This is a genomic window from Tsukamurella pulmonis, from assembly GCF_900103175.1.
GTDB lineage: Bacteria > Actinomycetota > Actinomycetes > Mycobacteriales > Mycobacteriaceae > Tsukamurella > Tsukamurella pulmonis.
Map to the genome: position 1 here is coordinate 3,912,794 of NZ_FNLF01000002.1, position 21,211 is coordinate 3,934,004.

19 protein-coding genes are annotated in these 21,211 nt (G+C 69.8%); 6 read left to right on the forward strand and 13 right to left on the reverse strand.

From position 1 onward, the window contains the following. The 3 genes from BLQ62_RS19230 to BLQ62_RS19240 all read right to left on the reverse strand — a co-directional run bounded on the left by BLQ62_RS19230 (position 1) and on the right by BLQ62_RS19240 (position 3,620). Positions 1-1,458 carry a cell division protein PerM gene (locus tag BLQ62_RS19230; protein WP_068564576.1) on the reverse strand — a complete coding sequence of 486 codons (1,458 nt, stop codon included), beginning with the start codon at positions 1,456-1,458 and terminating at the stop codon, positions 1-3. Between the two features lie 58 nt (positions 1,459-1,516). After that, positions 1,517-2,665 carry a DUF5336 domain-containing protein gene (locus tag BLQ62_RS23910; protein ID WP_068564575.1) on the reverse strand — a complete coding sequence of 383 codons (1,149 nt, stop codon included), beginning with the start codon at positions 2,663-2,665 and terminating at the stop codon, positions 1,517-1,519. A gap of 88 nt (positions 2,666-2,753) precedes the next feature. Continuing rightward, positions 2,754-3,620, reverse strand: coding sequence for a LysR family transcriptional regulator (locus BLQ62_RS19240; protein WP_068564573.1), 867 nt, complete (start codon positions 3,618-3,620; stop codon positions 2,754-2,756). Between the two features lie 77 nt (positions 3,621-3,697). Between BLQ62_RS19240 and BLQ62_RS19245 the strand changes: the two genes are divergently transcribed. Continuing rightward, positions 3,698-4,912, forward strand: a complete 1,215-nt coding sequence (locus tag BLQ62_RS19245; protein ID WP_068528329.1) for an MFS transporter — start codon at positions 3,698-3,700, stop codon at positions 4,910-4,912. Positions 4,913-5,012: 100 nt separating this feature from the next. Here the strand turns inward: BLQ62_RS19245 and sucD are convergent, their stop codons facing one another. Both sucD and sucC read right to left on the reverse strand, forming a co-directional pair. Then, complete coding sequence (gene sucD / locus BLQ62_RS19250) at positions 5,013-5,915, reverse strand: succinate--CoA ligase subunit alpha (RefSeq protein ID WP_068564570.1); 903 nt, start codon at positions 5,913-5,915, stop codon at positions 5,013-5,015. A gap of 16 nt (positions 5,916-5,931) precedes the next feature. After that, complete coding sequence (gene sucC / locus BLQ62_RS19255) at positions 5,932-7,095, reverse strand: ADP-forming succinate--CoA ligase subunit beta (RefSeq protein WP_068528323.1); 1,164 nt, start codon at positions 7,093-7,095, stop codon at positions 5,932-5,934. A 274-nt stretch (positions 7,096-7,369) separates the two neighbouring features. Between sucC and BLQ62_RS19260 the strand changes: the two genes are divergently transcribed. Further along, positions 7,370-8,158 (forward strand): LppX_LprAFG lipoprotein, encoded by a 789-nt coding sequence (locus BLQ62_RS19260; protein WP_068564568.1) that lies wholly within the window; start codon positions 7,370-7,372, stop codon positions 8,156-8,158. 43 nt (positions 8,159-8,201) lie between these two features. Further along, entirely contained in the window at positions 8,202-8,585 is a 384-nt protein-coding gene (locus BLQ62_RS19265; protein ID WP_068564567.1) for a DUF4189 domain-containing protein, read from the forward strand. Positions 8,586-8,633: 48 nt separating this feature from the next. Here BLQ62_RS19265 and BLQ62_RS19270 read toward each other — a convergent pair whose 3' ends face one another. Both BLQ62_RS19270 and BLQ62_RS19275 read right to left on the reverse strand, forming a co-directional pair. After that, a complete protein-coding gene (locus BLQ62_RS19270) occupies positions 8,634-9,686 on the reverse strand; it encodes a protein phosphatase 2C domain-containing protein (protein WP_068564565.1) in 1,053 nt (350 codons plus the stop codon). 20 nt (positions 9,687-9,706) lie between these two features. Further along, on the reverse strand, positions 9,707-10,375 hold the full coding sequence (locus BLQ62_RS19275; protein ID WP_068564563.1) for a vWA domain-containing protein: 669 nt from the start codon (positions 10,373-10,375) through the stop codon (positions 9,707-9,709). 139 nt (positions 10,376-10,514) lie between these two features. Here BLQ62_RS19275 and BLQ62_RS19280 point away from each other — a divergent pair, with 139 nt between their 5' ends. The 3 genes from BLQ62_RS19280 to BLQ62_RS19285 are packed head-to-tail and all read left to right on the forward strand — an operon-like array spanning position 10,515 to position 13,392. Next, positions 10,515-12,017, forward strand: a complete 1,503-nt coding sequence (locus BLQ62_RS19280) for a serine/threonine-protein kinase (RefSeq protein WP_068564561.1) — start codon at positions 10,515-10,517, stop codon at positions 12,015-12,017. 15 nt (positions 12,018-12,032) lie between these two features. Further along, positions 12,033-12,194: a hypothetical protein gene (locus BLQ62_RS23915; RefSeq protein WP_156483177.1), complete on the forward strand. Its 162-nt coding sequence runs from the start codon at positions 12,033-12,035 to the stop codon at positions 12,192-12,194. Between the two features lie 46 nt (positions 12,195-12,240). After that, a complete protein-coding gene (locus BLQ62_RS19285) occupies positions 12,241-13,392 on the forward strand; it encodes an endo-1,4-beta-xylanase (protein WP_082756246.1) in 1,152 nt (383 codons plus the stop codon). Between the two features lie 33 nt (positions 13,393-13,425). On the opposite strand, the gene BLQ62_RS19290 is transcribed toward BLQ62_RS19285, so the two are convergent. From BLQ62_RS19290 to BLQ62_RS19315, 6 genes are all read right to left on the reverse strand, one after another. Then, positions 13,426-15,075: a protein kinase domain-containing protein gene (locus BLQ62_RS19290; protein ID WP_068564559.1), complete on the reverse strand. Its 1,650-nt coding sequence runs from the start codon at positions 15,073-15,075 to the stop codon at positions 13,426-13,428. Positions 15,076-15,192: 117 nt separating this feature from the next. Further along, positions 15,193-17,055, reverse strand: a complete 1,863-nt coding sequence (locus BLQ62_RS19295; RefSeq protein ID WP_068564557.1) for an acetoacetate--CoA ligase — start codon at positions 17,053-17,055, stop codon at positions 15,193-15,195. Between the two features lie 4 nt (positions 17,056-17,059). Next, positions 17,060-18,685 (reverse strand): AMP-binding protein, encoded by a 1,626-nt coding sequence (locus BLQ62_RS19300; RefSeq protein ID WP_068564554.1) that lies wholly within the window; start codon positions 18,683-18,685, stop codon positions 17,060-17,062. Between the two features lie 22 nt (positions 18,686-18,707). Then, positions 18,708-19,562, reverse strand: coding sequence for an HpcH/HpaI aldolase/citrate lyase family protein (locus BLQ62_RS19305; RefSeq protein ID WP_068564552.1), 855 nt, complete (start codon positions 19,560-19,562; stop codon positions 18,708-18,710). Then, on the reverse strand, positions 19,562-20,065 hold the full coding sequence (locus BLQ62_RS19310; RefSeq protein ID WP_068564550.1) for a MaoC family dehydratase: 504 nt from the start codon (positions 20,063-20,065) through the stop codon (positions 19,562-19,564). The genes BLQ62_RS19305 and BLQ62_RS19310 overlap by 1 nt, the downstream gene beginning before the upstream one ends. Next, the gene (locus tag BLQ62_RS19315) at positions 20,062-21,210 is read right to left on the reverse strand and encodes an acyl-CoA dehydrogenase family protein (RefSeq protein ID WP_068528292.1); all 1,149 of its coding nucleotides are present in this window, start codon (positions 21,208-21,210) and stop codon (positions 20,062-20,064) included. The genes BLQ62_RS19310 and BLQ62_RS19315 overlap by 4 nt, the downstream gene beginning before the upstream one ends. Position 21,211: the final 1 nt, after the last annotated feature.

The window sequence follows — 21,211 nt, forward strand, 5'->3', positions numbered from 1 at the left end:
CTACTGCCCGAAGGTGTAGCTGTCGAGTTCCTCGATGTCCGCGATGTCGCGCTCGCGCTTCGTCGCCGCAGGTCCGACGGCCTGCCGGGAGACGGGCGCGACCTCCTCGGTGGGCTGCTCGGCGACGGCGTCGAAGTCGCCGGTGTCCGCCGGATCGACCTCCTGCTCCGACTGCTCCGCGGTCTCCGCGTCGTGCTCCGCGCGGTCGGCGGGCTCGATCTCGACGGTGACGCCGTCGTCGATCACGTCCGCCTCGTCGGCGTAGGTGGTGTAGCCCGACGGTGCCTGCTCCTCCGCCCGGCGCGCCGCGCGTACGGCGCGCGACTCCCCCGCCTGCTGCAGCACGAGGGCCGCCAGCACACCGACGAGGCCGATCCAGCCGAGGGTGAACAGGAACACCTGCGCGAGGTCGGCGCCGGCGTACCCGAAGCCGCCCAACTCGCCGCCGGCGAGGAAGGCCGCGGCGCCGAAGCCGACCGCGGCGATCAGGGCCGTGCTGGCGACCGCGGTCACCGTCGGCCCCAGGTCGAGGGAGCGGGCCGCGCACCGTCGGCCCACCTGGACCGCCACGAACGCGGGGACGGCGAGCAGCGGCAGCAGGTACCAGGGCGACGGGCCCTGCGGCAGGACCGCGAGGATCGGCACGCCGGGCGCCCGGCCGGGGACGGCGGAGAACAGGCTCATCGAGATCGGGCCCAGGTCGACGGTCGCCCCCAGGGGCAGCGCCGCCCCCGCGATCACCACGTTGGGCAGATACAGCAGCGAGAGCAGCACCAGCGAGATCATGCCCACGGCGTCGTTGCCGGAGCGGACCAGCTCGAAGACGGTCTCCCAGCGGATCAGCAGCCGCACCACGACCAGGGCGAGGCCGACCGCGCCGAAGGCGAGCAGCGCCCGGCCGGCGAGGCGGGCGCAGTCGTCCACCCAGCCGGGGATGCGCAGGAAGCGGGCGGCGTCGCGCCAGTAGGCGGGGGCGAGGCCGATCAGGGCGGCGCCGAGGTGCACGGCGACGGTGGCCACGAAGGCCGTCAGCGGGGGCGGCGTGCCGATGGTGTACCGCCCGGCGGCGTCGTTGACCACGGCCAGCGCGATGGCGGTGAAGAGGGCGGGCCCGGCGATGGCGCACAGCAGCACCGAGCGCAGGTCCGCGAGGGGGCGGCCCTCGCCGCCGGCGCGGCGCGCGGCCCGGGCCACGCCCACGACCAGCGCGATCGTGGGGACCAGGGGCAGCACGCCGAGGGTGATGTCACTGATGGTGACCGGCACCTGGTGCACGGCCAGCCACAGGCCGGCGACGGTCGGGACGATCGCCCCGAAGCCCGTCGACGTGGAGAGAAGCACGATCGCGCCCACCACGAGGGTGGACGCGAGCGTCACGAGCGAGGGCCCGAAGGCCATGACGAACAGCGGCCGGGTCTCGCTCGGGCCCGGCCCGGCGGCGCGCGCTGAATCATTCATCGTTCCCACTGTGACATCGCAGTGGTCGCCGATGGCTCAGGCGCGCCGCACGCGGGCGCTACTGACCCTGCGGCTTGTTCTCGTCGTCGGCCGAGTGCGAGCCGTACTGCGGGGTCGACGGGGTGCCGTAGGACGGCGTGCCCGAGGCCGAGGCCTGGCCGAACGCCGTGGTCACCTCGTCGCCGGAGGCCGAGGCGCCCGGGTTCGACGGTGCGCTCGGCGCCGGGAAGCCCGTGGTGGCCGGAGCCGGGGTCGACGGGGTCGAGGGCGTGGAGGCCTGGTAGCCCGACGAGGCCGGCGACTGGTAGCCGCCGTAGGAGGGCCACTGCGACTGGGCCTGCGACTGCGGCGCCTGCTGCTCCTGCTGGACCGGTGCGGCGGACGGGACGGACGGGCTCGACGGCGCCTCAGTGGCGGTGGTCGCGGTCGCGGCGGCCGTGGCGGTCGCATCGGCGGACGCCGTCTGGGCGGCGGCCTCGGCGGCCGGGTTCTTCATGATGCCCGCGTCGACGAGCACCAGCATCACCGCGGCGACCGCGGTGAACAGCGAGAAGACCAGCGCGATCCAGAAGCCGACGGCGATCGACTCCCACGAGAAGCTGCCGAAGAGCAGCGTGATGAAGCCGGACACGGCGAGCGCGGCGGCCGGGGTGCGCCCGGTGTTGCCCTTCGCGATCAGGCTCAGCCCCGCGGCAACGCCGGCGGCCAGCACCAGCGCGAGCGAGATCAGGCCCTGGTGGTCGAAACCGCTGGCACCCAGCGTGCGGCCGGTGAGCGGGTTGGTGGCCTCAGCGAAGTTGAGGAAGCCGAGCAGGAACGTGATGACGCCGAGCGCGGCGGTCGCGATGGAGAGCACCAGCGCCAGGTCGAGCGGCTTCGACGGCGCGGCCGGCGCCTGCTGGTAGCCGCCGTAGCCGCCCTGCTGGCCGTAGCCCTGCTGCGGGTAGCCCTGGCCGTAGCCCTGCTGGCCGTAGCCCTGCTGCGAGTAGTCGGGCTGCTGGCCGTAGCCGCCGCCCTGCTGCGCGGGCTGGCCGTAACCGCCCTGCTGCGCGGGCTGCTGACCGGGCTGGCCGTAACCCTGCTGGCCGTAGCCCTGCTGCCCCGGCTGGCCGAAGCCCTGCTGGCCGTAGCCCTGCTGCGAGTAGTCCGGCTGCCCGTAGCCCCCCTGGCCCGGCTGCTGTCCGTACCCTCCACCTGAGTAGGTCATGTTCTTCTCCCCGACTATCGACGCGGCTCCGCGCGGAGCCAGTACGCCACCACCCTATACACGGTGACCGCCCGCAATGGGATTGCGCTCACGGAACGTGGTGGTCCATGAGGGCCAGTAGGGCGCGGGCCGCGGGGCTCAGCAGCTTCGAGTGCACCAGCAGCTGGGAGCGGGTCGGACCGTCGACGAGGGGCACGACGGCGAGCCCGGCACCGGCGGGAACGGTCTCCCGCGCGGCCGTCCCGACGCACAGCCCCGCGGCGATCAGTTCCAGGATGGTCTCGGACCGGTCCACCTCGAAGGCGACGGTGCGCCGGACGCCCGCGCGCTCGAAGGCCTGGTCGGTCTCGGCGCGGCCCGCTCCCCCGGCGGGATAGTCGACGAACGGGCGGTCGACGGTCTCGGCGAGGGTGAGCGGACCGTCGACCCGCTCGGCCTCGGGAACCACGAGGACCAGGTGGTCGACGGCGAGCCGGTGCGCGACGACCCCCGCGGTGGAGAAGCCGTCGGGGACACCGAGCAGCGCGAGATCGACGGTGCCGGTCCGCACGTCCTCGATGAGGTTCTCGCTGGCGCCGCTGCGCAGCCGGACGGTCGCCTCGGGGTAGGCGGCGCGGTAGGCGCGCAGGACGTCGACCACGTCGAAGACCGTGAAGGTGGGGATCATGCCGACGGTGACGGTGCCGCGGACCCCGCCGAGGGTCGCGGCCACCTCGTCGGCGGCGCGTTCGGTCGCGGCGAGCGCGGCGCGCGCCTGCGGCAGGAAGGCCTCGCCGGCGCGAGTGAGCCGGACGGAGCGGTTGGTGCGGTCGAACAGCCGGGCGCCCAGCTCCTTCTCCAGCGCGGCGATGCGATGACTGAGCGCGGACTGCACGACGTGGCAGCGCTCGGCGGCGCGGGTGAAGTTCAGCGTCTCCGACACCGCGATCACGTAGCGCAGTTGCTGCAGCTCCATCGATCATCTCCCTCAGAGATCATTCCATCGAAATCATACGTTGGACGCATGATCATGCGCGGCCCAGACTGGAGACCATGACCACCACAGCGACGCGCACCGCGACGGCCGCGCCCGGCCTGCTCCGCCTGATGGCCCTGGCGACGGGCCTGTCCGTCGCGGGCAACTACCTGGCGCACCCGATCCTGGGGCTGCTGCAGGAGCGGCTGGGCATGTCCGAGACCGCGGCCGGGATGCTGGTCACCGCGGCGCAGGCGGGCTACGCCGTCGGCCTGCTCCTGCTGGTGCCGATGGCCGACGCCGTGCGCCGACGCCCGCTCGCGCTGACGCTGCTGCTGATCACGGCGGCGGCGCTGGTGGCGGCGGGTGCGGCGCCGTCGGGCGGGGTGCTGCTGGTCGCGGCGACGATCGCGGCGATCACCTCGGTCGGCGCGCAGGTGATCGTGCCGTACGCGGCGGAGCTGGCCGGCCCGGAGCACCAGGCCCGCGCCGTCGGCATCGTGATGAGCGGCCTCGTGCTGGGCACCGTGGTCAGCCGGTTCCTCTCCGGTGTCCTGTCGGATCTCGCCGGCTGGCGCGCCCCGTACCTCGTGCTCGCGGCGCTGCTGGTGGCGATCACCGCGGCGCTCGCCCGCGCGCTGCCCCGCCACGATCCGGGTCGGCCGGGGCTTACCCCGTCGGGCTACCGGGAACTGCTGGCCTCGATGGCCGGGCTGGTGCGCGAGTTGCCGGTGCTGCGGCTGCGGTCGGTGCTGATCGGGCTCGCGCTCGGCTCGTTCATGGTGCAGGGGGCCGCGGTCACGTTCCTGCTCGCGGGGCCGCGGTTCGGCTGGACGCCGACGGCGATCGGCGCAATCGGGCTGCTCGGCGCGGTGGGGGCGCTCTCCGGTCCGACGATCGGGAAGTTCGTCGACCGCGGCCACGGCGCGGTGCTCACCGCGGGCGGGCTGGGGCTGCAGTCCGCGGCCTGGCTGCTGATGATCCCCGCGGGCGGCGCGATCGGCCTGCCCGCGCTGATCATCGGTCTGGCACTGATGGGCATCGGGCAGCAGGCAGCGCTGAATTCGTCTCAGGCGGTGGTCTTCTCGCTGCGACCGCAGGCGCGTGGCCGGATCAACGCGGTGTTCATGGGCACCTTCTTCCTCGGCGGCACCCTGGGCTCCGCGGCGACCGCCGCGCTCTGGCCGCTCGCCGGCTGGACCGGGGCGTGCCTGCTCGGCGCGGGCCTCGCGGCCGCGGCGCTCGTGCTCTACCTGCTCTTCCGCGGCGTCGAGCGCGCACCGTCGGCCTAGCGCCCCGCACCGTCGACACAGCCCCGCACCGTCGGCCCCGGAAACGGGACGGCCCCGCCTCCCGGAAGGGAGACGGGGCCGTGGACCGAATGTGCTGCTGTTACAGCGACTGCAGGATCTCGCGGGCGAGAGCGGCGGTCTCGGAGGGGGTCTTGCCCACCTTGACGCCGGCGGCCTCGAGGGCCTCCTTCTTCGCGGTGGCCGTGCCCGACGAGCCGGAGACGATGGCGCCGGCGTGGCCCATGGTCTTGCCCTCGGGAGCGGTGAAGCCGGCCACGTAGCCCACGACGGGCTTGGTGACGTTCTCCTTGATGTACGCCGCGGCGCGCTCCTCGGCGTCGCCGCCGATCTCGCCGATCATGACGATGAGCTTGGTGTTCGGGTCCTTCTCGAACGCCTCGATGGCGTCGATGTGGGTGGTGCCGATCACCGGGTCGCCGCCGATGCCGATGGCGGTCGAGAAGCCGAAATCGCGCAGCTCGTACATCATCTGGTAGGTCAGCGTGCCCGACTTCGACACCAGGCCGACGGGGCCGGTGCCGGTGATGTTGGCCGGGGTGATGCCGACGAGGGCCTCGCCCGGGGTGATGATGCCGGGGCAGTTCGGGCCGATGATGCGGGTCTTGCCGCCCTTGTCCACGTTGTAGGCCCACGCGTACGCGGAGTCCTGCACGGGGATGCCCTCGGTGATGACCACCAGGAGCGGGATCTCGGCGTCGATGGCCTCGACGATGGCGTCCTTGGAGAACGCCGGCGGCACGAAGGCGATCGAGGTGTCGGCGCCGGTCTTCTCCATCGCCTCGGCGACGGAGCCGAAGACGGGGAGCTCGATCTCGTTGCCGTCCTTGTCGGTGTGCTTGACCGTCGTGCCGGCCTTGCGCGCGTTCACGCCGCCGACCACGTTGGTGCCCGCCTTGAGCATCAGCGCGGTGTGCTTGGTGCCCTCGCCGCCGGTGATGCCCTGGACGATGACCTTGTTGTCCTTGGTCAGGAAGATAGCCATTTTTCTGTTGTCTCCCTTACTTGTTCGCCAGCTCGGCGGCCTTGTCGGCGCCTTCGTCCATGGTCTGCGCGAGCGTCACCAGCGGGTGGTTCGCGGCGGCCAGGATCGCCCGGCCCTCCTCGACCTTGTTGCCGTCGAGGCGGACGACGAGCGGCTTGGAGGCCGTGTCGCCCAGGGTGTTCAGGGCGCCGACGATGCCGTTGGCCACGGCGTCGCACGCGGTGATGCCACCGAAGACGTTGACGAACACGCTCTTGACCTGCTCGTCGCCGAGGATGACGTCGAGGCCGGCGGCCATGACCTCGGCCGAGGCGCCGCCGCCGATGTCGAGGAAGTTGGCGGGCTTGACGCCGCCGTGGTTCTCGCCGGCGTAGGCGACCACGTCGAGGGTCGACATGACCAGGCCCGCACCGTTACCGATGACGCCGACCTGACCGTCGAGCTTGACGTAGTTGAGGTCGTTCTCCTTGGCCTTGAGCTCGAGCGGATCGGTCGAGCCGGCGTCGGCGAAGGCCTCGTGGTCCTTGTGGCGGAAGTCGGCGTTCTCGTCGAGCGAGACCTTGCCGTCGAGCGCGAGGATCTGATCGTCCGGGGTGCGGACGAGCGGGTTGACCTCGACCAGGGTGGCGTCCTCGGCGACGAAGACCTCCCACAGCTTCTGGATGGTCACGGCCGCGGCGTCGAGCACCTCGGCGGGCAGCTTGCCCTTCTCGGCGATCTCACGCGCGAAGGCCAGGTCGACACCCTTGGTGGCGTCCACGGCGATCTTCGCCAGCGCGTCCGGGTTCTCCTCCGCGGTGACCTCGATCTCCACGCCGCCCTCGACCGAGCACATGGCCAGGTAGGTGCGGTTCGCGCGATCGAGCAGGAAGGAGATGTAGTACTCCTCGGCGATGTCGCTCGCCTCGGCCACCAGCAGCTTGCCGACGACGTGCCCCTTGATGTCCAGGCCCAGGATGTCGTTCGCGTAGCGCTCCGCGTCGTCCGGCGTCGCGGCGTACTTCACGCCACCGGCCTTGCCGCGGCCGCCCACCTTCACCTGCGCCTTGACCATCACCGGCTTGCCGACTTCTTCGGCGATCGCACGGGCGTCAGCGACGTTGTCCGTCACGCGGCCGGCCGAGGTAGGCACGCCGTGCTTGACGAACAGTTCCTTCGCTTGGTATTCGAAGAGATCCATCAGCTCACCATCTGTCTGGTTACTCGGTCCACCCGCATTCTTCACGGGTCCGGAGTCGACTCTATGCCTCCTCCGATCGGCTCGGGCGGCGACCCTGGCCGAATGACGTATCTCACTTGACCTGCGATTATCAGCATCCGCAACCTACCGACCAGTAAGTTTTGGGATCCGCGCAGGGCATCGCCGCCGCGCCAACGGATTCAGGGGACCGTAAGCACGGGTTAAGCACTGTGGCCGAACCTCATCTCACTCGAGATGAAGGAGAACACCACCCATGACGCGCACATCCCGCCCCGCCCTCGTCGCGGCCTCGACGGCGCTCGCGTTCACGCTCGCCCTCACCGGCTGCTCGGACAAGGGCGGCTCGTCCGCCGCCTCCGACACCACCGCGTCCGCGGTCGCGGCCGACACGGATGCCTCGGCCCTGCTCCGCTCCGCCGCCGAGGCGTCGAAGAAGGTCACCAGCGCCCACTTCGTCGTGGAGGTGGCCGGCACGGTTCCCAACCTCCCCATCACCAAGGTCGACGGTGACCTCCAGGTCAAGCCCGTCACCCGGGCGACCGGTACCGCCACCGTCGACATCGGTGGCACGTCCGAGGGGAAGTTCACCTACACCGACGGCCACATGTACGCCGCGCTGATGGGCGACAAGTACGTCGACTACGGCGACGGCGCCTCCATCTACGACGTCTCCGCCCTCTTCGACGAGAAGAAGGGCCTCCCGAACATCCTGACCAAGGTCACCGGCGCGAAGGCCGCCGGCAGCGAGACGATCGACGGCCAGGAGACCACGAAGATCACCGGCACCGCGCCCGCCACCGAGATCGCCGCGATCTCCGGCTCGCGCGTCGACCCCGACAAGAGCGTTCCCGTCCCGACCACCGTCTGGGTGCAGTCGTCCGGTGAGCAGCAGGTCGTGCGGATCCAGGTCAAGCCGTCCGACGACGGGACCGTGACCCTCACCTTCTCGAAGTGGGGGCAGAAGGTCACCGTCACCAAGCCGGACGTGACCCCGATCGAGGCCACCGACAAGCCCGAGGCCGGCGAATCGCTCCCCCGCTGATCCGGCCACTCCCCCAGCACATCCCCCGAAAGGCAGTCCCATCATGATGACGTTCACCAAGAAGGCGGTCGTCGCCGCCGTCGCCACCGCGAGCGTGGCCGGAGGCATCCAGATCGCCGCGGCGCCCACCGCCGGCGCCGCCGCGTACAACTTCGGCGCCATCGCCGTCGCCAGTAACGGCGCGACGGGCCGCTCGTGGGACTACCCGTCCCGCTCCGCCGCCGAGCGCGCCGCGCTCAACTCCTGCGGCTGGGGCAGCTGCCGCGTGCTCGCCTCGTTCGCGAACGGCTGCGGCGCCGTGGCCGAGACCCGTACCAGCTTCCAGGGCGGCACCGGCCGCTCGCTCTACGCCGCGCAGCGCAGCGCCACCTCCCTCGCCGGCGGCGGGTTCATCAAGGTCTGGGTGTGCACGTCGGGTCACCTGTGACGGCGGCGTCCGCAGTCGGCACGGAGCCGACTGCGGACGACGGGGCGGTCACGCCCTCGGCCACACCGCGATCAGTGAGCGATCATCGTCGAAGGTCTCGCGGGAGAAGTCGAGCATGTGGGCGAATTCGGTCGGCGACGGCGCCGCCGGTGTGAGGACCGACCGCAGCAGTTCGCCCACGCCGCCCTGTCCGCCGCCGAGCGGATCGCCGATGCCGTCGGACCCCAGGAGCAGCACCTCGCCGGGAAGCACCGTCTCCGTCACGGATTCGATGATCGCAGGCACGCGCGGCAGGCCGGCGACCGCCGAGGAGGCGATGCCCCCGGCACCGTCGGACTTGCCGCCGAGGACGGGCAGGAAGTCCCCGTTCCGCAGCACCCAGGCGGTCGAATCACCGACACCGATCGCCTCCACGGCGAGCGACCCGTCCGGGCCGGGGTCGACGATGGCGGCGATCAGCGTCGTCGCGAAGTTCTGCTCGACCTGCTGAGGATCGATCTCGTCGAGGCCCAGCACCCCGCGTCCGCGCTCGGCCATCTGCCAGCTGATCGCACGCACCAGTTCGTCCCACGCCACCGGCGCGCCCACCTCGGGAGCCTCCGCCATCAACCACTGCACAGCCACGGTGACGGCGGTGTTGGCCCCGACGTGCGAGTGCACGGCGGCCGAGACCCCATCCGCGACGACGCCGATCACGCGACCCGACGGTGCCGTGTGCACCGCGATCTCGTCCTGGCGCGGCGCACCGTCGTAGCGGTGCAGGTGACCGCGCAGCGAGGCGGCGCGGACGGTGACGGCGCGGGTGCTCCACCCGTCGACCACCGTGTCCGGGCGGAAGGGAACCGAGCGGTACCGCTCCGCCGTCGGACGGGGTTCGACCTGCGGCCCGGGATCGCCCACCACGACCTGTTCGATGTCGACGGTGCCCGACACCGGTGTCGCCTCCGGAATCGGTGGCGGCTCCACGAACGTCGTCACCCCCGGCAACGGGCCGGCCTCCTCCCACGGCGGCTCGGCCCGATGGATCTCCCCGGTGATCGCCGTCGCGATCTCCGCGGACATCGCGTCCTCGCGGCGCTCACCGAACCAACGGCGCACCATTCCTCCGTCTCCCGCCACGATCAGACGTAGTCGACGGCGAGGCTGAAGCCCTCCGGCCGCTCGAGTTGGAGCTCACCGGCCCCACCCGCGAGCGCGTTCCCCGAAGCGATCACGGATTGCGTCAACTGCGTCATGAACTCGCTGATCGCCGCGCCGGTGTCGACTCCCTGCGAACGGATGAACGCGAAGTGCGGCTGGGTGGCGACTTCCACGATGGTCGCTGCATCGGCCTCGCCGATCCCGAAGGCCAACACGTTCGGCGCAGCCGGCTGCGCCAGCATGTACGTCCGCGCGGCGCGCCAGTCCTCATGCGGATTGGGGACACCGTCGGTCAGGAAGAAGACCGCGGGCCGGTGCACCTGATACCCCTCCGACTTCAGCCGCGGCACATCGATCGAGATGCGGTAGCCGATCTGGTCGAAGGCCGACTGGTACGACGTGAGACCGCGCGGCTGGAACATCGGCATCTGCGGGAGTGTGCGCAGATCCGCGGGTTCGAGGTAGGTCACCGCATCGTCGGCGAAGCCGATGACCGAGAACCGGATCTTGGCCGCCGCGAAGGACTCGACCTGCATCGCGTCCTGCAGCGAGACGAGGCCCTCGTTGAGCTCGTGGATGTGCGGAGCCATCGATCCCGACTCGTCCGCTACGAAGTACATCGGGAGCAGCGCGCCCCTCGGTTCCATCATTGATCTGTTCCCCCTCCAGTGACAGATGTGTGGACGCGCCCCAATGCGTCCGTTCGCGCGGACCCCGCCCGCGCCTGTCGTATTGTGACACCGCAAACGTGCTCAGGGGCGTCCGTCGGGGGAAACGGAGAAAATCGGCATGAGCGATCCGCGGACCAGCGCTCCCGTGCTCGAGCGCTCCCGTCTCGGCGACCTCACGCGCATCGCGGGAGGCGGCCAGGGCGTGACCTACAACGCCCCGGGGGTGCAATTGGGGTTCGCCGATGCCGCCGTCTACAAGGAGTACCGGGCGGACGTCCTCCCGCACGTGAACGTGCGGCACCTGGCCGCGATGCCTGAGCTGCTCCTCCACCGTTCCGGTGCCGTCTCCCTGCGACTGGTCACGATCTGCGCCTGGCCGTGCGCCACAGTGCGTGACGGTGCCGCCACCGTCGGTTTCGTCATGCCCCGCATTCCCGAACGCTTCTTCGTGGACATGACCACGGTGCGCGGCGTGCAGCGCAAGGCCGCGGAATTCCAGCATCTGTTGAACTCGCCGGAGTACTTGGCGCAGCGCGGAATCGCGATCACCTCCGGTGATCGGTATCGCCTGGTCGGTGCGCTCGCCACCGCTCTCGACTTCCTGCACTCACTGGGGATCGTGGTGGGCGACATGTCCCCGAAGAACATGATGTTCGCGCTGCGCCCCGACGCCGCCGTGTACTTCATCGACGCCGACGCGATGCGGGTGAGCGGCGACAGCGTCGCCCGTCAGGTGGAGAGCCCCGGATGGGAGGTGCCGTCGGGTGAGGAGGCCGCCACGCAGTACAGCGACCGGTACAAGCTCGGGCTCATGGCACTGCGACTCCTCGCCGGGGATCAGGACCTGAAGGATCCGCGTCGGCTCCCACCCGGAACCGCGCCCGAGATCGTCGGACTCATCACGCGATCACTTTCGGGCGATCCCGCCTCCCGGCCGGCTCCGTCGGAGTGGGCCCCGAAGTCGGTGAGCGCCGCCGCCGTTGCCGATCGCACGCCGCCGCCAGGCCTCGCGAAGGCCCCTTCCCCTGCAGTCGTCGCTCAGCCGGTGCCCTCGCACCCCGTCCGCCGGAATCTCCCTCCGACGGTGCCGGTTCCGAACGGCGTTCCGGTCCGACCATCGACGCCCGCACCGCCGGTGCAGTGGCCGGGTGCGCCGGCCACATTCGCCGGTCCGCCGCAGCTCGCCCGGCCCGTACGCCCTGATCCGGTCAAGGTCCCCATGGGCGGGGGCACGAAAGCGGTGGGAGTGATCGTCGCTGCGGTACTGGTCCTGGCCGTGGTATCCGCGTACGTCTGGGACCAGAAAATCTCGACGAGGTCCTCCGGTTACACGTCTCCGCCGGAAACGACCGCTGTCGTTCGAACACCCACGACCATGCCCGCGGGCACAACACAGTGCTCAGGTTCTCAGGCGTACACCGATCAGGTGGACACGTGCCGTCTGGCACTGAAAGTGGCTCTGGTGCTGTACAAGAACGAGCTTCCGAAGACGTACCGGAACATCATCGACAACGACACCAGTAAGATCTACGACTTCGATTGTCGTTATACCAGCGACAGATCGACCCAAGTGCGTTGCCTGTCGTCGGAATCGCCGTACCCCGTCGTGTACTTCCCGTAGGTGAAGGAGCTCTTCGTGAATCCCTCTGAGTCACTGTTCGATCCGTACACAGAGACAGCGGAACGGCCCGTCGTCGATCGCGGCGCCGTCGAGCGGCCGGCTATCGGCGCCGATCCGGTCTCCGCCGAGCAGCCCCGTCCACAGCTACCGCTCAAGCCCTACATCCCCACGTACTGAAGCCGCCCGGCCCACTCCGGCGTCCTGCGGCGGTACCCTCGGCGAGATGAGACTGATTCGGCGGTCCACGATTCCGGTGCTCACCGGGGCATTCCTCGCCGCGTGCGGCACCCCGCTCAGCTCGCCGAACGCGCCGTTCACCCCAGCCGAGTCCTGTCCCCTGCCCTCACCGCCACTGCGCGAGCTGGTGGCGGGTCACGAGAAGACGATCGGCACGGCGTACCGATCGACGTTCGCCGCGAACGATCCCTGCTACGAGGAGATCGCCGGCCGGGAGTTCGGTTCGTTGACCACCGAGATCGGCACCATGACCAACACGGTCGCGCCGGAACCGGGCCGGTTCGACTTCCGTGAGGCGGACGCCGTCGCCGATCTCGCACAGCGGCGGGGTCAGGACTTCCAGATCCATTCGCTGATCTGGGATCCTCTCGACCAGCAGGGGTGGGGCATCGTCCCCGCGTACGTGCAGAAGCTCTCCGATCCGGAGCGGCACCGGTTCATGACCGACCTGGTCACGAAGGTCGTGGAGCGATACGCGGGCCGGGCCGCCGCGGTGACGGTGGTCAACGAGCCGTTCGATCAGCGCGGTGTGCTGCAGCGCAACGCATGGTGGCGCACCACATCCGGCGATCAATACATCGCCGACGCCTTCCGCGCCGCCCGTCGGGCCGCACCGTCGATGAAGCTGTACCTCAACGAGCACAGCGCCGAGACCGTGAGCGACAAGTCGACCGCACTGTACGAGCTGGCGAAACGGCTGCGCGCCGAGACCGTGGAGGTCACAGTCGACGGCCGGACCGAGCGGCGGCCGCTCCTCGACGGCGTGGGGTTCCAGGCCCACATGCTCGGCGGCGCCGACCAGCAGCCGAGCACCGAGGACATGCGGAAGAACCTGCGGCGCTTCACCGACCTCGGTCTCGATATCCGATTCACCGAGCTCGACGTGCGCATCCCCACGGACAAGGGCACGGCGACGCAGTCCGACCTGCAGCGGCAGGCGCAGGTGTATTCGACGATGGCCGGGCTGTGCCTGGAGTCGAGTCGTTGCACCGGGATGACGGTGTGGGGCTTCACCGATCGTCGATCCTGGATCACCGACTACCCGGAGACCTTCTCCGGCTACGGCAGCGCCAACCTCCTCGACTCGTCGTACGCACCCAAGCCTGCGTGGGAGGCGCTGCGCGCCGCGTTCCGCTGACGCTCCTCAGCTCGACGGGCCCGACCGAACTCATCACAGGGTTCGGGCGAGATTGACCGACTTCGCGGTCAAGCGCGCTGGAACATTCGATTGATCGACCTGATCGAGACACCGGGTCACCGAGACGATCGAATTGCGCACCCGGGATTCACTGGACGTGCAGAAGTAGCCGACATCTTGGTAGATCAACGTGCTCCACAGCTGCCAATCCGACGGTGTTCCCGTCACTGCGGTCACGAGTCGCATGACGCTGCCCGTCGGCGAAGTGATCTGGATCGGTGACTTCGTGCAGTTCGTGAAATCTCGCACCAACCGCGCGAAGACAGTTTCGGCATCGCTCACCGTCCGATACACGACCGCACCGGTCGAGACGGACATGCCGAATGTCAGGCGACCATTCGGCGTCGGGTGGCGGTATCGGGCGGTGGCCCGCGACACCTCGGTGGGAGACGACGATCCGCTTGCCACCCAGGTGCACTCCGCCGGACTCACAGTGCCGCCCTGCTCCTCCACCGAATCGGTCCGATCAATCGTCCAGAAACCGGGGTCGTTCGAGGTGAGGTCCCGCACGTCCTGGTCCGAGGGGAGGAGTTGCGCCGCCGACACTGCGAGAACGGGCTCTGATGCAGGCGTGGACGTCGGCGCTGACGGCGAGGCTGGAACCGCCTGGCCGGCGATGGTAGCTGCGGGACCGGCACGAAACGCCACTGCGCCGGCGCCCACAACGATCATCAACACCAGCGCCGCCACGAGGCCTGGTAGTACGCGCCTGGGTGCGCGCCGCGTCGAAGTCGAGGGCGCGCGATCCGAGATGCCCACGACGCCGAGTTGGGGGGCCGTTGGTGCGAAACCTGAAGTGTCGGACCAGGCGGTGCGAAGGTCCTGCACGAACGACTCACAACTCGGGTAGCGGTCCGACGGCCGTTTCGCCAGCGCACGTGCGAATACGGGGTCGAGTCGCGATCCGCCGGGACTCAGACTCGGGACCGAGCGAGTGAGGTGCCCCGACACGATCTCGGATGCGGTACCGGAGAACGGCACCGCACCAGTGATCATCTGGTACGCCGTACATGCGAGTGAGTACTGGTCCGAACGGCTGTCCAGGTTCGAGCCACTGATCGCCTCGGGCGACATGAACTGCATCGTTCCCACCGTTGACCCCGCCGCCGACAGCGACGTCGATTCACCGACGGACTTCGCGATCCCGAAATCGGCGAGCTTGACCTCCGAGATGCGGCCGAACTCACCGAATGCGATGAGAATGTTCGCGGGTTTGACGTCGCGATGAGTCAGGCTCCTGGACCGCCAGGCGTAGTCCAGCGCGGACGCCACCGACTGTACGACGTCCAATGCCAGCGGCACCGGCATGGGCCCCGAGGAGCGGATCAAGTGCGCGACATCGGTGCCGTCTACGTACTCCATCGTCAGCCAGAGCCGGCCGTCGACCTCACCCCGGTCATAGATCTGAATGATGTTCGGATGCTTGAGACCCGCGAGGACTTCCGACTCACGGATGAATCGCGCCTTGAAGTCACCGATGCCACTCACGTCCGAGTCGAGGAGCTTCAACGCGTCACGCCGGGGCAGGCGAGGGTGCTCAACCAGATACACCTCCCCCATGCCCCCGCTCCCGATCTCACGTACCACCAGGTAGCCGGCTATTCGCCGCTCGTCATCCCCCATGCCTTTTTCCTACCATGGCGTCGCTCGTATCCCTGCCCAGACGGGTGGCTCGACCACCGGGTACGCCGGGGTCGCCCCTCCCGGACGAACCGCTCGCACGTTGGTCTGCTCAGCTCATCACCAGGCGTGAGCGCGCCCCTGCTCCTCGTACCAGCCGAGCAGCTCGGGGACGTCCACGGAGCGGGGATCGACGTTCACCTCGCGGCCGGCGAGCATGCCGGTCACGGGGATCTCCAGCTTCTTGCCCGTCTTGGTGTGCGGAATGCCGGGGGCGAGGACGACCTCGTCGGGCACGTGCCGCGGCGAGAGCCGGGTACGCACGTCGGTCCGGATGCGCTGCACCAGTTCGTCCGTCAGCTCCGCGCCGGACACGAGTGTCAGGAACATCGGCATCCAGTACTTCGCGTCCGGACCGTCGACACCGACGACCATCGCCTCGGCGATCTCGTCGATGGCCTCGACCACCTCGTAGATGTCGGCCGAGCCCATGCGGATGCCGTTGCGGTTCAGCGTCGCATCGCTGCGGCCGTGGATGGTCACCGAACCGCGGTCGGTCAGCTCCACCCAGTCTCCGTGCCGCCAGACGTTCGGCGCGATCCCGTCCGTCCACTGGTGCTCGAAGTACGCGGCCCGGTACTTCACGTCGCCCGGGTCGTTCCAGAAGTGCGTGGGCATCGACGGCATCGGCTGCGTGATCACCATCTCGCCGACCTCACCGATGAGCGGGGTGCGGTCCGGCCCCCACGCCTCGAGGGCACAGCCGAGGTAGCGCACCGTCAGCTCGCCCGGGACGTGCGGTACCGAGGCGGTTCCGCCGCAGAAGGCGCTGCACACGTCGGTGCCGCCGCTGGTGGAGTTGACCGGCATTCCCGCGCCGACGTTCTCGTCGATCCAGACGAACAGGTCCGGGGCCAGCGGGGAGCCAGTGCTGCCCACGCTGCGCAGGGCCAGACGGTGATCGGTGCCCGGCCGCAGGCCGGCCTTCCGGGAGGCCTGCAACTGGCCGGGGCTGGTGCCGAAGACGGTGACCTTCTCGTCCTCGCACACCTGCCACAGGCGGTCCGCGGTGGGAGCCAGGGGATGCCCGGAGAAGGTGACGATCGTCGAGCCCACGAGCAGGCCCGCGGTCTGGTAGTTCCACATCATCCAGGACAGCGCGGTGTGCCAGAAGAAGACATCACCCGGGCCCAGCTCGTTGTGCAGCCCGAGCACCTTCACGTGCTCGACCAGAATGCCGCCGTGGCCCTGCACGATGCCCTTCGGCTTGCCGGTGGTGCCCGAGGAGAACAGCACCCACAGCGGGTGGTCGAAGGGCACCTGCACGGGCTTCAGTTCCGGGGTGTCGGGGCCGGGATCGGGCAGCTCGGTGATCACGTGCGAGGCCGGAACTCCCAGCAGCCCCGCCAGTTCGGCGGTGTCGGCGCGCTTGTCGACGTACTTGTCGCCGAAGGTGTAGCCGTCGCGCGCGAAGAGCACCTTCGGCTCCAGCTGGGCCATGCGGCCGGCCGCGCCCTCGGGGGCGTAGTCCTGGCCGCAGCCGGACCAGACGGCGCCGATCGACGCGGTCGCCAGGAACGCGAGCACCGTGAAGGGCTCGTCGGGCAGGTACGCCGCGACGGTGTCGCCGACGCCCACGCCCAATGAGCGCAGCAGTTCGGCGACGGCGGACACCCGGCCGGGCAGCTCCGACCAGGGGATCTCCACCCGCGCACCGTCGTCCGAGAGCCCGACGATGGCGTTGCCGGGCAGCGAGGCGAAGCGCAGTACCCGGTCGACGTAGTTCAGCTCCACCTCGGGGAACCACTGGGCGCCGGGCATCTCGCGCGCCGCGAGCACCGGACCGGTCCGCTGGCCCAGCTCGAAGAAGTCCCAGACCGCGCCCCAGAACTGCTCGGGCTCGGACACGGACCAGTCGTACACCGCGTCGTAGTCCCCCGTGGGGAGGCCGACGGTCTCTGCGAAGCGATCGATCGAATGCACCCCGTCAGCCTTCCAGACCGAGCAGCGTCACGGACTCTTCCCGCATCTGCACTTTGCGGATCTTTCCCGACACCGTCATCGGGAACGCCGTCACCACGTGCACGTACCGCGGGATCTTGTGCCGCGCGATCTTGCCCTCCGCGAACGCGTTCAGGTCCTCGACGGTGAACGACGCGACGCCGTCGCGGAGCTGGATCCAGGCCATGAGCTCCTCGCCGTACTTCTCGTCGGGTACACCGATCACCTGCGCGTCGAGGATGTCCGGGTGCGTGTAGAGGAACTCCTCGATCTCACGCGGGTAGATGTTCTCGCCGCCGCGGATCACCATGTCCTTGATCCGCCCGGTGATCCGCACGTACCCGTTCTCATCCATCGTCGCGAGATCGCCGGTGTGCATCCAGCCGTCGGCATCGATCGCCTCCGCCGTCTTCTCCTTGTTGTTCCAGTAACCCTTCATCACGGAATAACCACGGGTGCAGAGCTCCCCGACGTCGCCGCGCGGCATCACGGTGCCGTCGATCGGGTCGACCACCTGGATCTCGAGGTGCGGTCCCACCCGCCCGACGGTGCCGACGCGCAGCTCCAGCGCATCGTCGACGCGGGTCTGGGTGGAGACGGGCGAGGTCTCCGTCATGCCGTAACAGATGGACACCTCGGACATCCCCATCCGGTCGACCACCTTGCGCATGACCTCCTCCGGGCACGGCGAGCCGGCCATGATGCCGGTGCGCAGGCTGGACAGGTCGTAGGAGTCGAAGTCGGCGAGGGCGAGCTCCGCGATGAACATCGTCGGCACGCCGTAGAGGCTGGTGCACTTCTCGGCGACGACGGCGGCCAGCGCGTCCTGCGGGACGAAGGCCGGCCCGGGGATCACCATCGCGGAGCCGTGCGTGATGGCCGCGAGGTTGCCCATCACCATGCCGAAGCAGTGGTAGAAGGGCACCGGGATGCAGATCGAGTCCTGCTCTGTGTAGTTGAGCAGCTCGCCCACGAGGTAGCCGTTGTTGAGGATGTTGGAGTGGGTCAGCGTGGCGCCCTTGGGGAATCCCGTGGTGCCCGATGTGTACTGGATGTTGATCGGGTCGTCGGCCCGCAGCTCGTCGCCGAGGTCGGCGAGGGCGCCGAGCTCCGCCTCCGACGGTGCTGCCAGGTACGCCTCCCACTCCGGGGAGCCGAAGGTCACCACGTCGCGCAACGCGGGTGTCTCGGGCCGCGCGGCTTCGAGCATCGCCGCGTACTCGGAGGTCTTGAAGCTCGTCATCGTGTACACGGCGACGATCCCCGACTGATCGAGCGCGTACTCGAGCTCGCGCTGCCGGTAGGAGGGGTTGAGGTTGACCAGGATGACGCCGGCCAGCGCCGTGCCGAACTGCACGATCACCCACTCCGGCGTGTTGGGCGCCCACACGCCCACACGGTCGCCGCGGCGAATGCCGCTGCGCAGCAGGCCCGCCGCGAACGCGCGGGAATCGGCGAGCAGCTCGGCGTAGGTCCAGCGGCGGCCCGACGGCACGTCGACCAGCGCGGTGCGCTCGCCGAACCGGTCGGCCGTCATCTCGAGCTGGGCGCCGATCGTGGCGGTGAGCAGGGCGGGCTCGGCCTCGCCGCGATCGTAGGACGGGGTGGTCATCTCTTCACTCCTACTGATTCGTTCAGTCGGCCCGGGCGACGATCGCGCGGGCCTGGGCGAGCAGCGGCGCGTCGATCATCTGACCCCGCACCTGGTAGACACCGTTGTTGCCGGCCTCCGCCTCGAGCACCTCGCGGGCCCAGGCGATCTCGTCGTCCGTGGGCCGGTAGGCGGCGCGGATGACGGCCGCCTGCGAGGGGTGGATGCAGACGGTGGCGGCGAAGCCGAGAGCGACGGCGTCCTCGGCCTCCGCGGCCAGGCCCTCGGTGTCGGCGATGTCGATGTGCACCGCGTCGAGGGCGAACTTGCCGTGCGCGGCGGCCGCGAGCCGCGTCGCGGAGCGCACGTGCCGCGGGACGTCGCGGTAGGTCTGGTCGGCGAAGCGGCTGGATCGCCCGCCCATGGCCGCCACCAGGTCCTCGGCGCCCCACATGAGGCCAATGCACCGCGGATGGGCGGCGATCTCGTTCACGTTGACGGCTCCCAGCGGCGTCTCGATGAGGGCGATCACCTGCAAGCCGTCGACCTGCGCCAGCCGATCCAGCTGGTGCGCGGATTCGGTCTTGGCGAGCATGACCACACGATAGGCCGTGCGGCGCAACGCCTCGATGTCTTCGGCGAAGTCGTAGGTGCCGAAGGCGTTCACCCGCACGATCGTCGTCGCCGGGTCCAGATCGTTGTCGATGAGCGCTTCGCGCGCCGCGGGCCGCGCGTCGGCGGTCACGGCGTCCTCGAGGTCGAGGATCACCGCGTCGGCGCGCTCGGCCGCCTTGGCGTACCGCTCGGGGCGGTCGGCGGGGCAGAACAGGATCGCGGGGCCGGGCGGCTGCCACGCCGGTGCAGTGAGGTCGTCGTGGTGCGCGAACGGATGCGGCATCAGGCCTCCTCCCCCGACGGTGCCCGGCGCACCAGGGTGGAGCGCTCGGCGACGGCGACGACCGCGCCGTCCTGGTTGCGGGCGACGTGCCGCAGGTTGACGATGCCCTCGCCGGGCCGGGACTTCGACTCCCGCTTGCCCGTGCACAGGGTCTCCGCGTACAGGGTGTCGCCGGCGAAGACCGGTGCCGGGAAGGCGATCTCGGAGAAGCCGAGGTTCGCCACCAGCGTGCCCTGGGTGAGCTGCGCGACGGACAGGCCCACCAGGGTGGAGAGCGTGTACATCGAGTTCACCAGGCGCTGGCCGCCGAATCCGGGCTGCTGCGCCGACCAGTGGGCGTCGAGGTGCAGCGCCTGGGTGTTCATGGTCAGCTTGGTGAACAGCATGTTGTCGGCCTCGGTGACGGTGACGCCGGGCCGGTGCTCGTAGAGCACACCGTCCTCGAACTCGTCGAACCACAGGCCGCGCTGGGTGACCCGCCGGACGGGCTCCTGCTCGCTCACGAGTTCAACCCCAGCGAGCGCGCGATCAGCATGAGCTGCACCTCGGTGGTGCCCTCGCCGATCTCGAGGATCTTCGAGTCGCGGTAGTGCCTCGCCACGGGGTACTCGTTCATGAAGCCGTAGCCGCCGTGGATCTGCGTGGCCATGCGCGCATTGTCCATCGCCGCCTCGGAGGAGATCATCTTCGCGATGGCGGCCTCCTTCTTGAAGGGCTTGCCGGCCAGCATGAGCCGGGCCGCCTCGTAGTAGGCGACGCGCGAGGTGTGCGCCCGCGCCTCCATCCGCGCGATCGCGAAGGCGATGGACTGGAACTCGCCGATCGGCTTGCCGAAGGCGTTGCGCTCCTTGGCGTACTTCACCGACTCGTCGACGCAGCCCTGCGCCGCGCCGGTGGCGACGGCCGCGATGGCGATACGACCCTCGTCGAGGATGGACAGGAAGTTCGCGTAGCCGCGGCCCTCCTCGCCGAGCAGGTTCTCCTTCGGCACGCGCACGTCGGAGAAGCTCAGCGGGTGCGTGTCGGAGGCGTTCCAGCCCACCTTGTTGTACGCGGGCTCGACGGTGAAGCCGGGCGTGCCGCTGGGCACGATGATCGTGGAGATCTGCTTGCGGCCGTCCGGCTTGGTGCCGGTCACCGCGGTCACCGTCACCAGGCTGGTGATGTCGGTGCCCGAGTTGGTGATGAACTGCTTGGAGCCGTTGATGACCCATTCGTCACCGTCGAGCTTGGCGGTGGTCTGGGTGCCGGAGGCGTCCGAGCCGCAGCCGGGCTCGGTGAGGCCGAAGCCGGCCAGGCTCTCGCCGGCGGCGAGGGCGGGCAGGTACTTCTGCTTCTGCTCCTCGGTGCCGAACTTGTAGATCGGCATGGCGCCGAGACCGACGCCGGCCTCCACCGTCATGGCGACCGACTGGTCGACGCGGCCGAGCTCCTCCAGCGCGAGGGCGAGGGCGAAGTAGTCGCCGCCCATGCCGCCGTACTCCTCGGAGAAGGGCAGGCCGAACAGGCCCATCTGGCCCATCTGCCCCACGACCTCGTACGGGAAGGAGTGCTCCTCGTCGTGCTTGGCCGAGACGGGCGCGACCACCCGGTCCGCGAAGTCGCGCACCGTGTCCCGCAGGTCGGCGTAGTCCTGGGTCAGTTCCATG

Excerpts from the sequence above, each read along its gene's own strand:
- BLQ62_RS19230 (WP_068564576.1), bottom strand. The coding sequence starts at position 1,458 with ATGAATGATTCAGCGCGCGCCGCCGGGCCGGGCCCGAGCGAGACCCGG.
- BLQ62_RS23910 (WP_068564575.1), bottom strand. The coding sequence starts at position 2,665 with ATGACCTACTCAGGTGGAGGGTACGGACAGCAGCCGGGCCAGGGGGGC.
- BLQ62_RS19240 (WP_068564573.1), bottom strand. The coding sequence starts at position 3,620 with ATGGAGCTGCAGCAACTGCGCTACGTGATCGCGGTGTCGGAGACGCTG.
- BLQ62_RS19245 (WP_068528329.1), top strand. The coding sequence starts at position 3,698 with ATGACCACCACAGCGACGCGCACCGCGACGGCCGCGCCCGGCCTGCTC.
- sucD (WP_068564570.1), bottom strand. The coding sequence starts at position 5,915 with ATGGCTATCTTCCTGACCAAGGACAACAAGGTCATCGTCCAGGGCATC.
- sucC (WP_068528323.1), bottom strand. The coding sequence starts at position 7,095 with ATGGATCTCTTCGAATACCAAGCGAAGGAACTGTTCGTCAAGCACGGC.
- BLQ62_RS19260 (WP_068564568.1), top strand. The coding sequence starts at position 7,370 with ATGACGCGCACATCCCGCCCCGCCCTCGTCGCGGCCTCGACGGCGCTC.
- BLQ62_RS19265 (WP_068564567.1), top strand. The coding sequence starts at position 8,202 with ATGATGACGTTCACCAAGAAGGCGGTCGTCGCCGCCGTCGCCACCGCG.
- BLQ62_RS19270 (WP_068564565.1), bottom strand. The coding sequence starts at position 9,686 with ATGGTGCGCCGTTGGTTCGGTGAGCGCCGCGAGGACGCGATGTCCGCG.
- BLQ62_RS19275 (WP_068564563.1), bottom strand. The coding sequence starts at position 10,375 with ATGATGGAACCGAGGGGCGCGCTGCTCCCGATGTACTTCGTAGCGGAC.
- BLQ62_RS19280 (WP_068564561.1), top strand. The coding sequence starts at position 10,515 with ATGAGCGATCCGCGGACCAGCGCTCCCGTGCTCGAGCGCTCCCGTCTC.
- BLQ62_RS19285 (WP_082756246.1), top strand. The coding sequence starts at position 12,241 with ATGAGACTGATTCGGCGGTCCACGATTCCGGTGCTCACCGGGGCATTC.
- BLQ62_RS19290 (WP_068564559.1), bottom strand. The coding sequence starts at position 15,075 with ATGGGGGATGACGAGCGGCGAATAGCCGGCTACCTGGTGGTACGTGAG.
- BLQ62_RS19300 (WP_068564554.1), bottom strand. The coding sequence starts at position 18,685 with ATGACCACCCCGTCCTACGATCGCGGCGAGGCCGAGCCCGCCCTGCTC.
- BLQ62_RS19305 (WP_068564552.1), bottom strand. The coding sequence starts at position 19,562 with ATGCCGCATCCGTTCGCGCACCACGACGACCTCACTGCACCGGCGTGG.
- BLQ62_RS19315 (WP_068528292.1), bottom strand. The coding sequence starts at position 21,210 with ATGGAACTGACCCAGGACTACGCCGACCTGCGGGACACGGTGCGCGAC.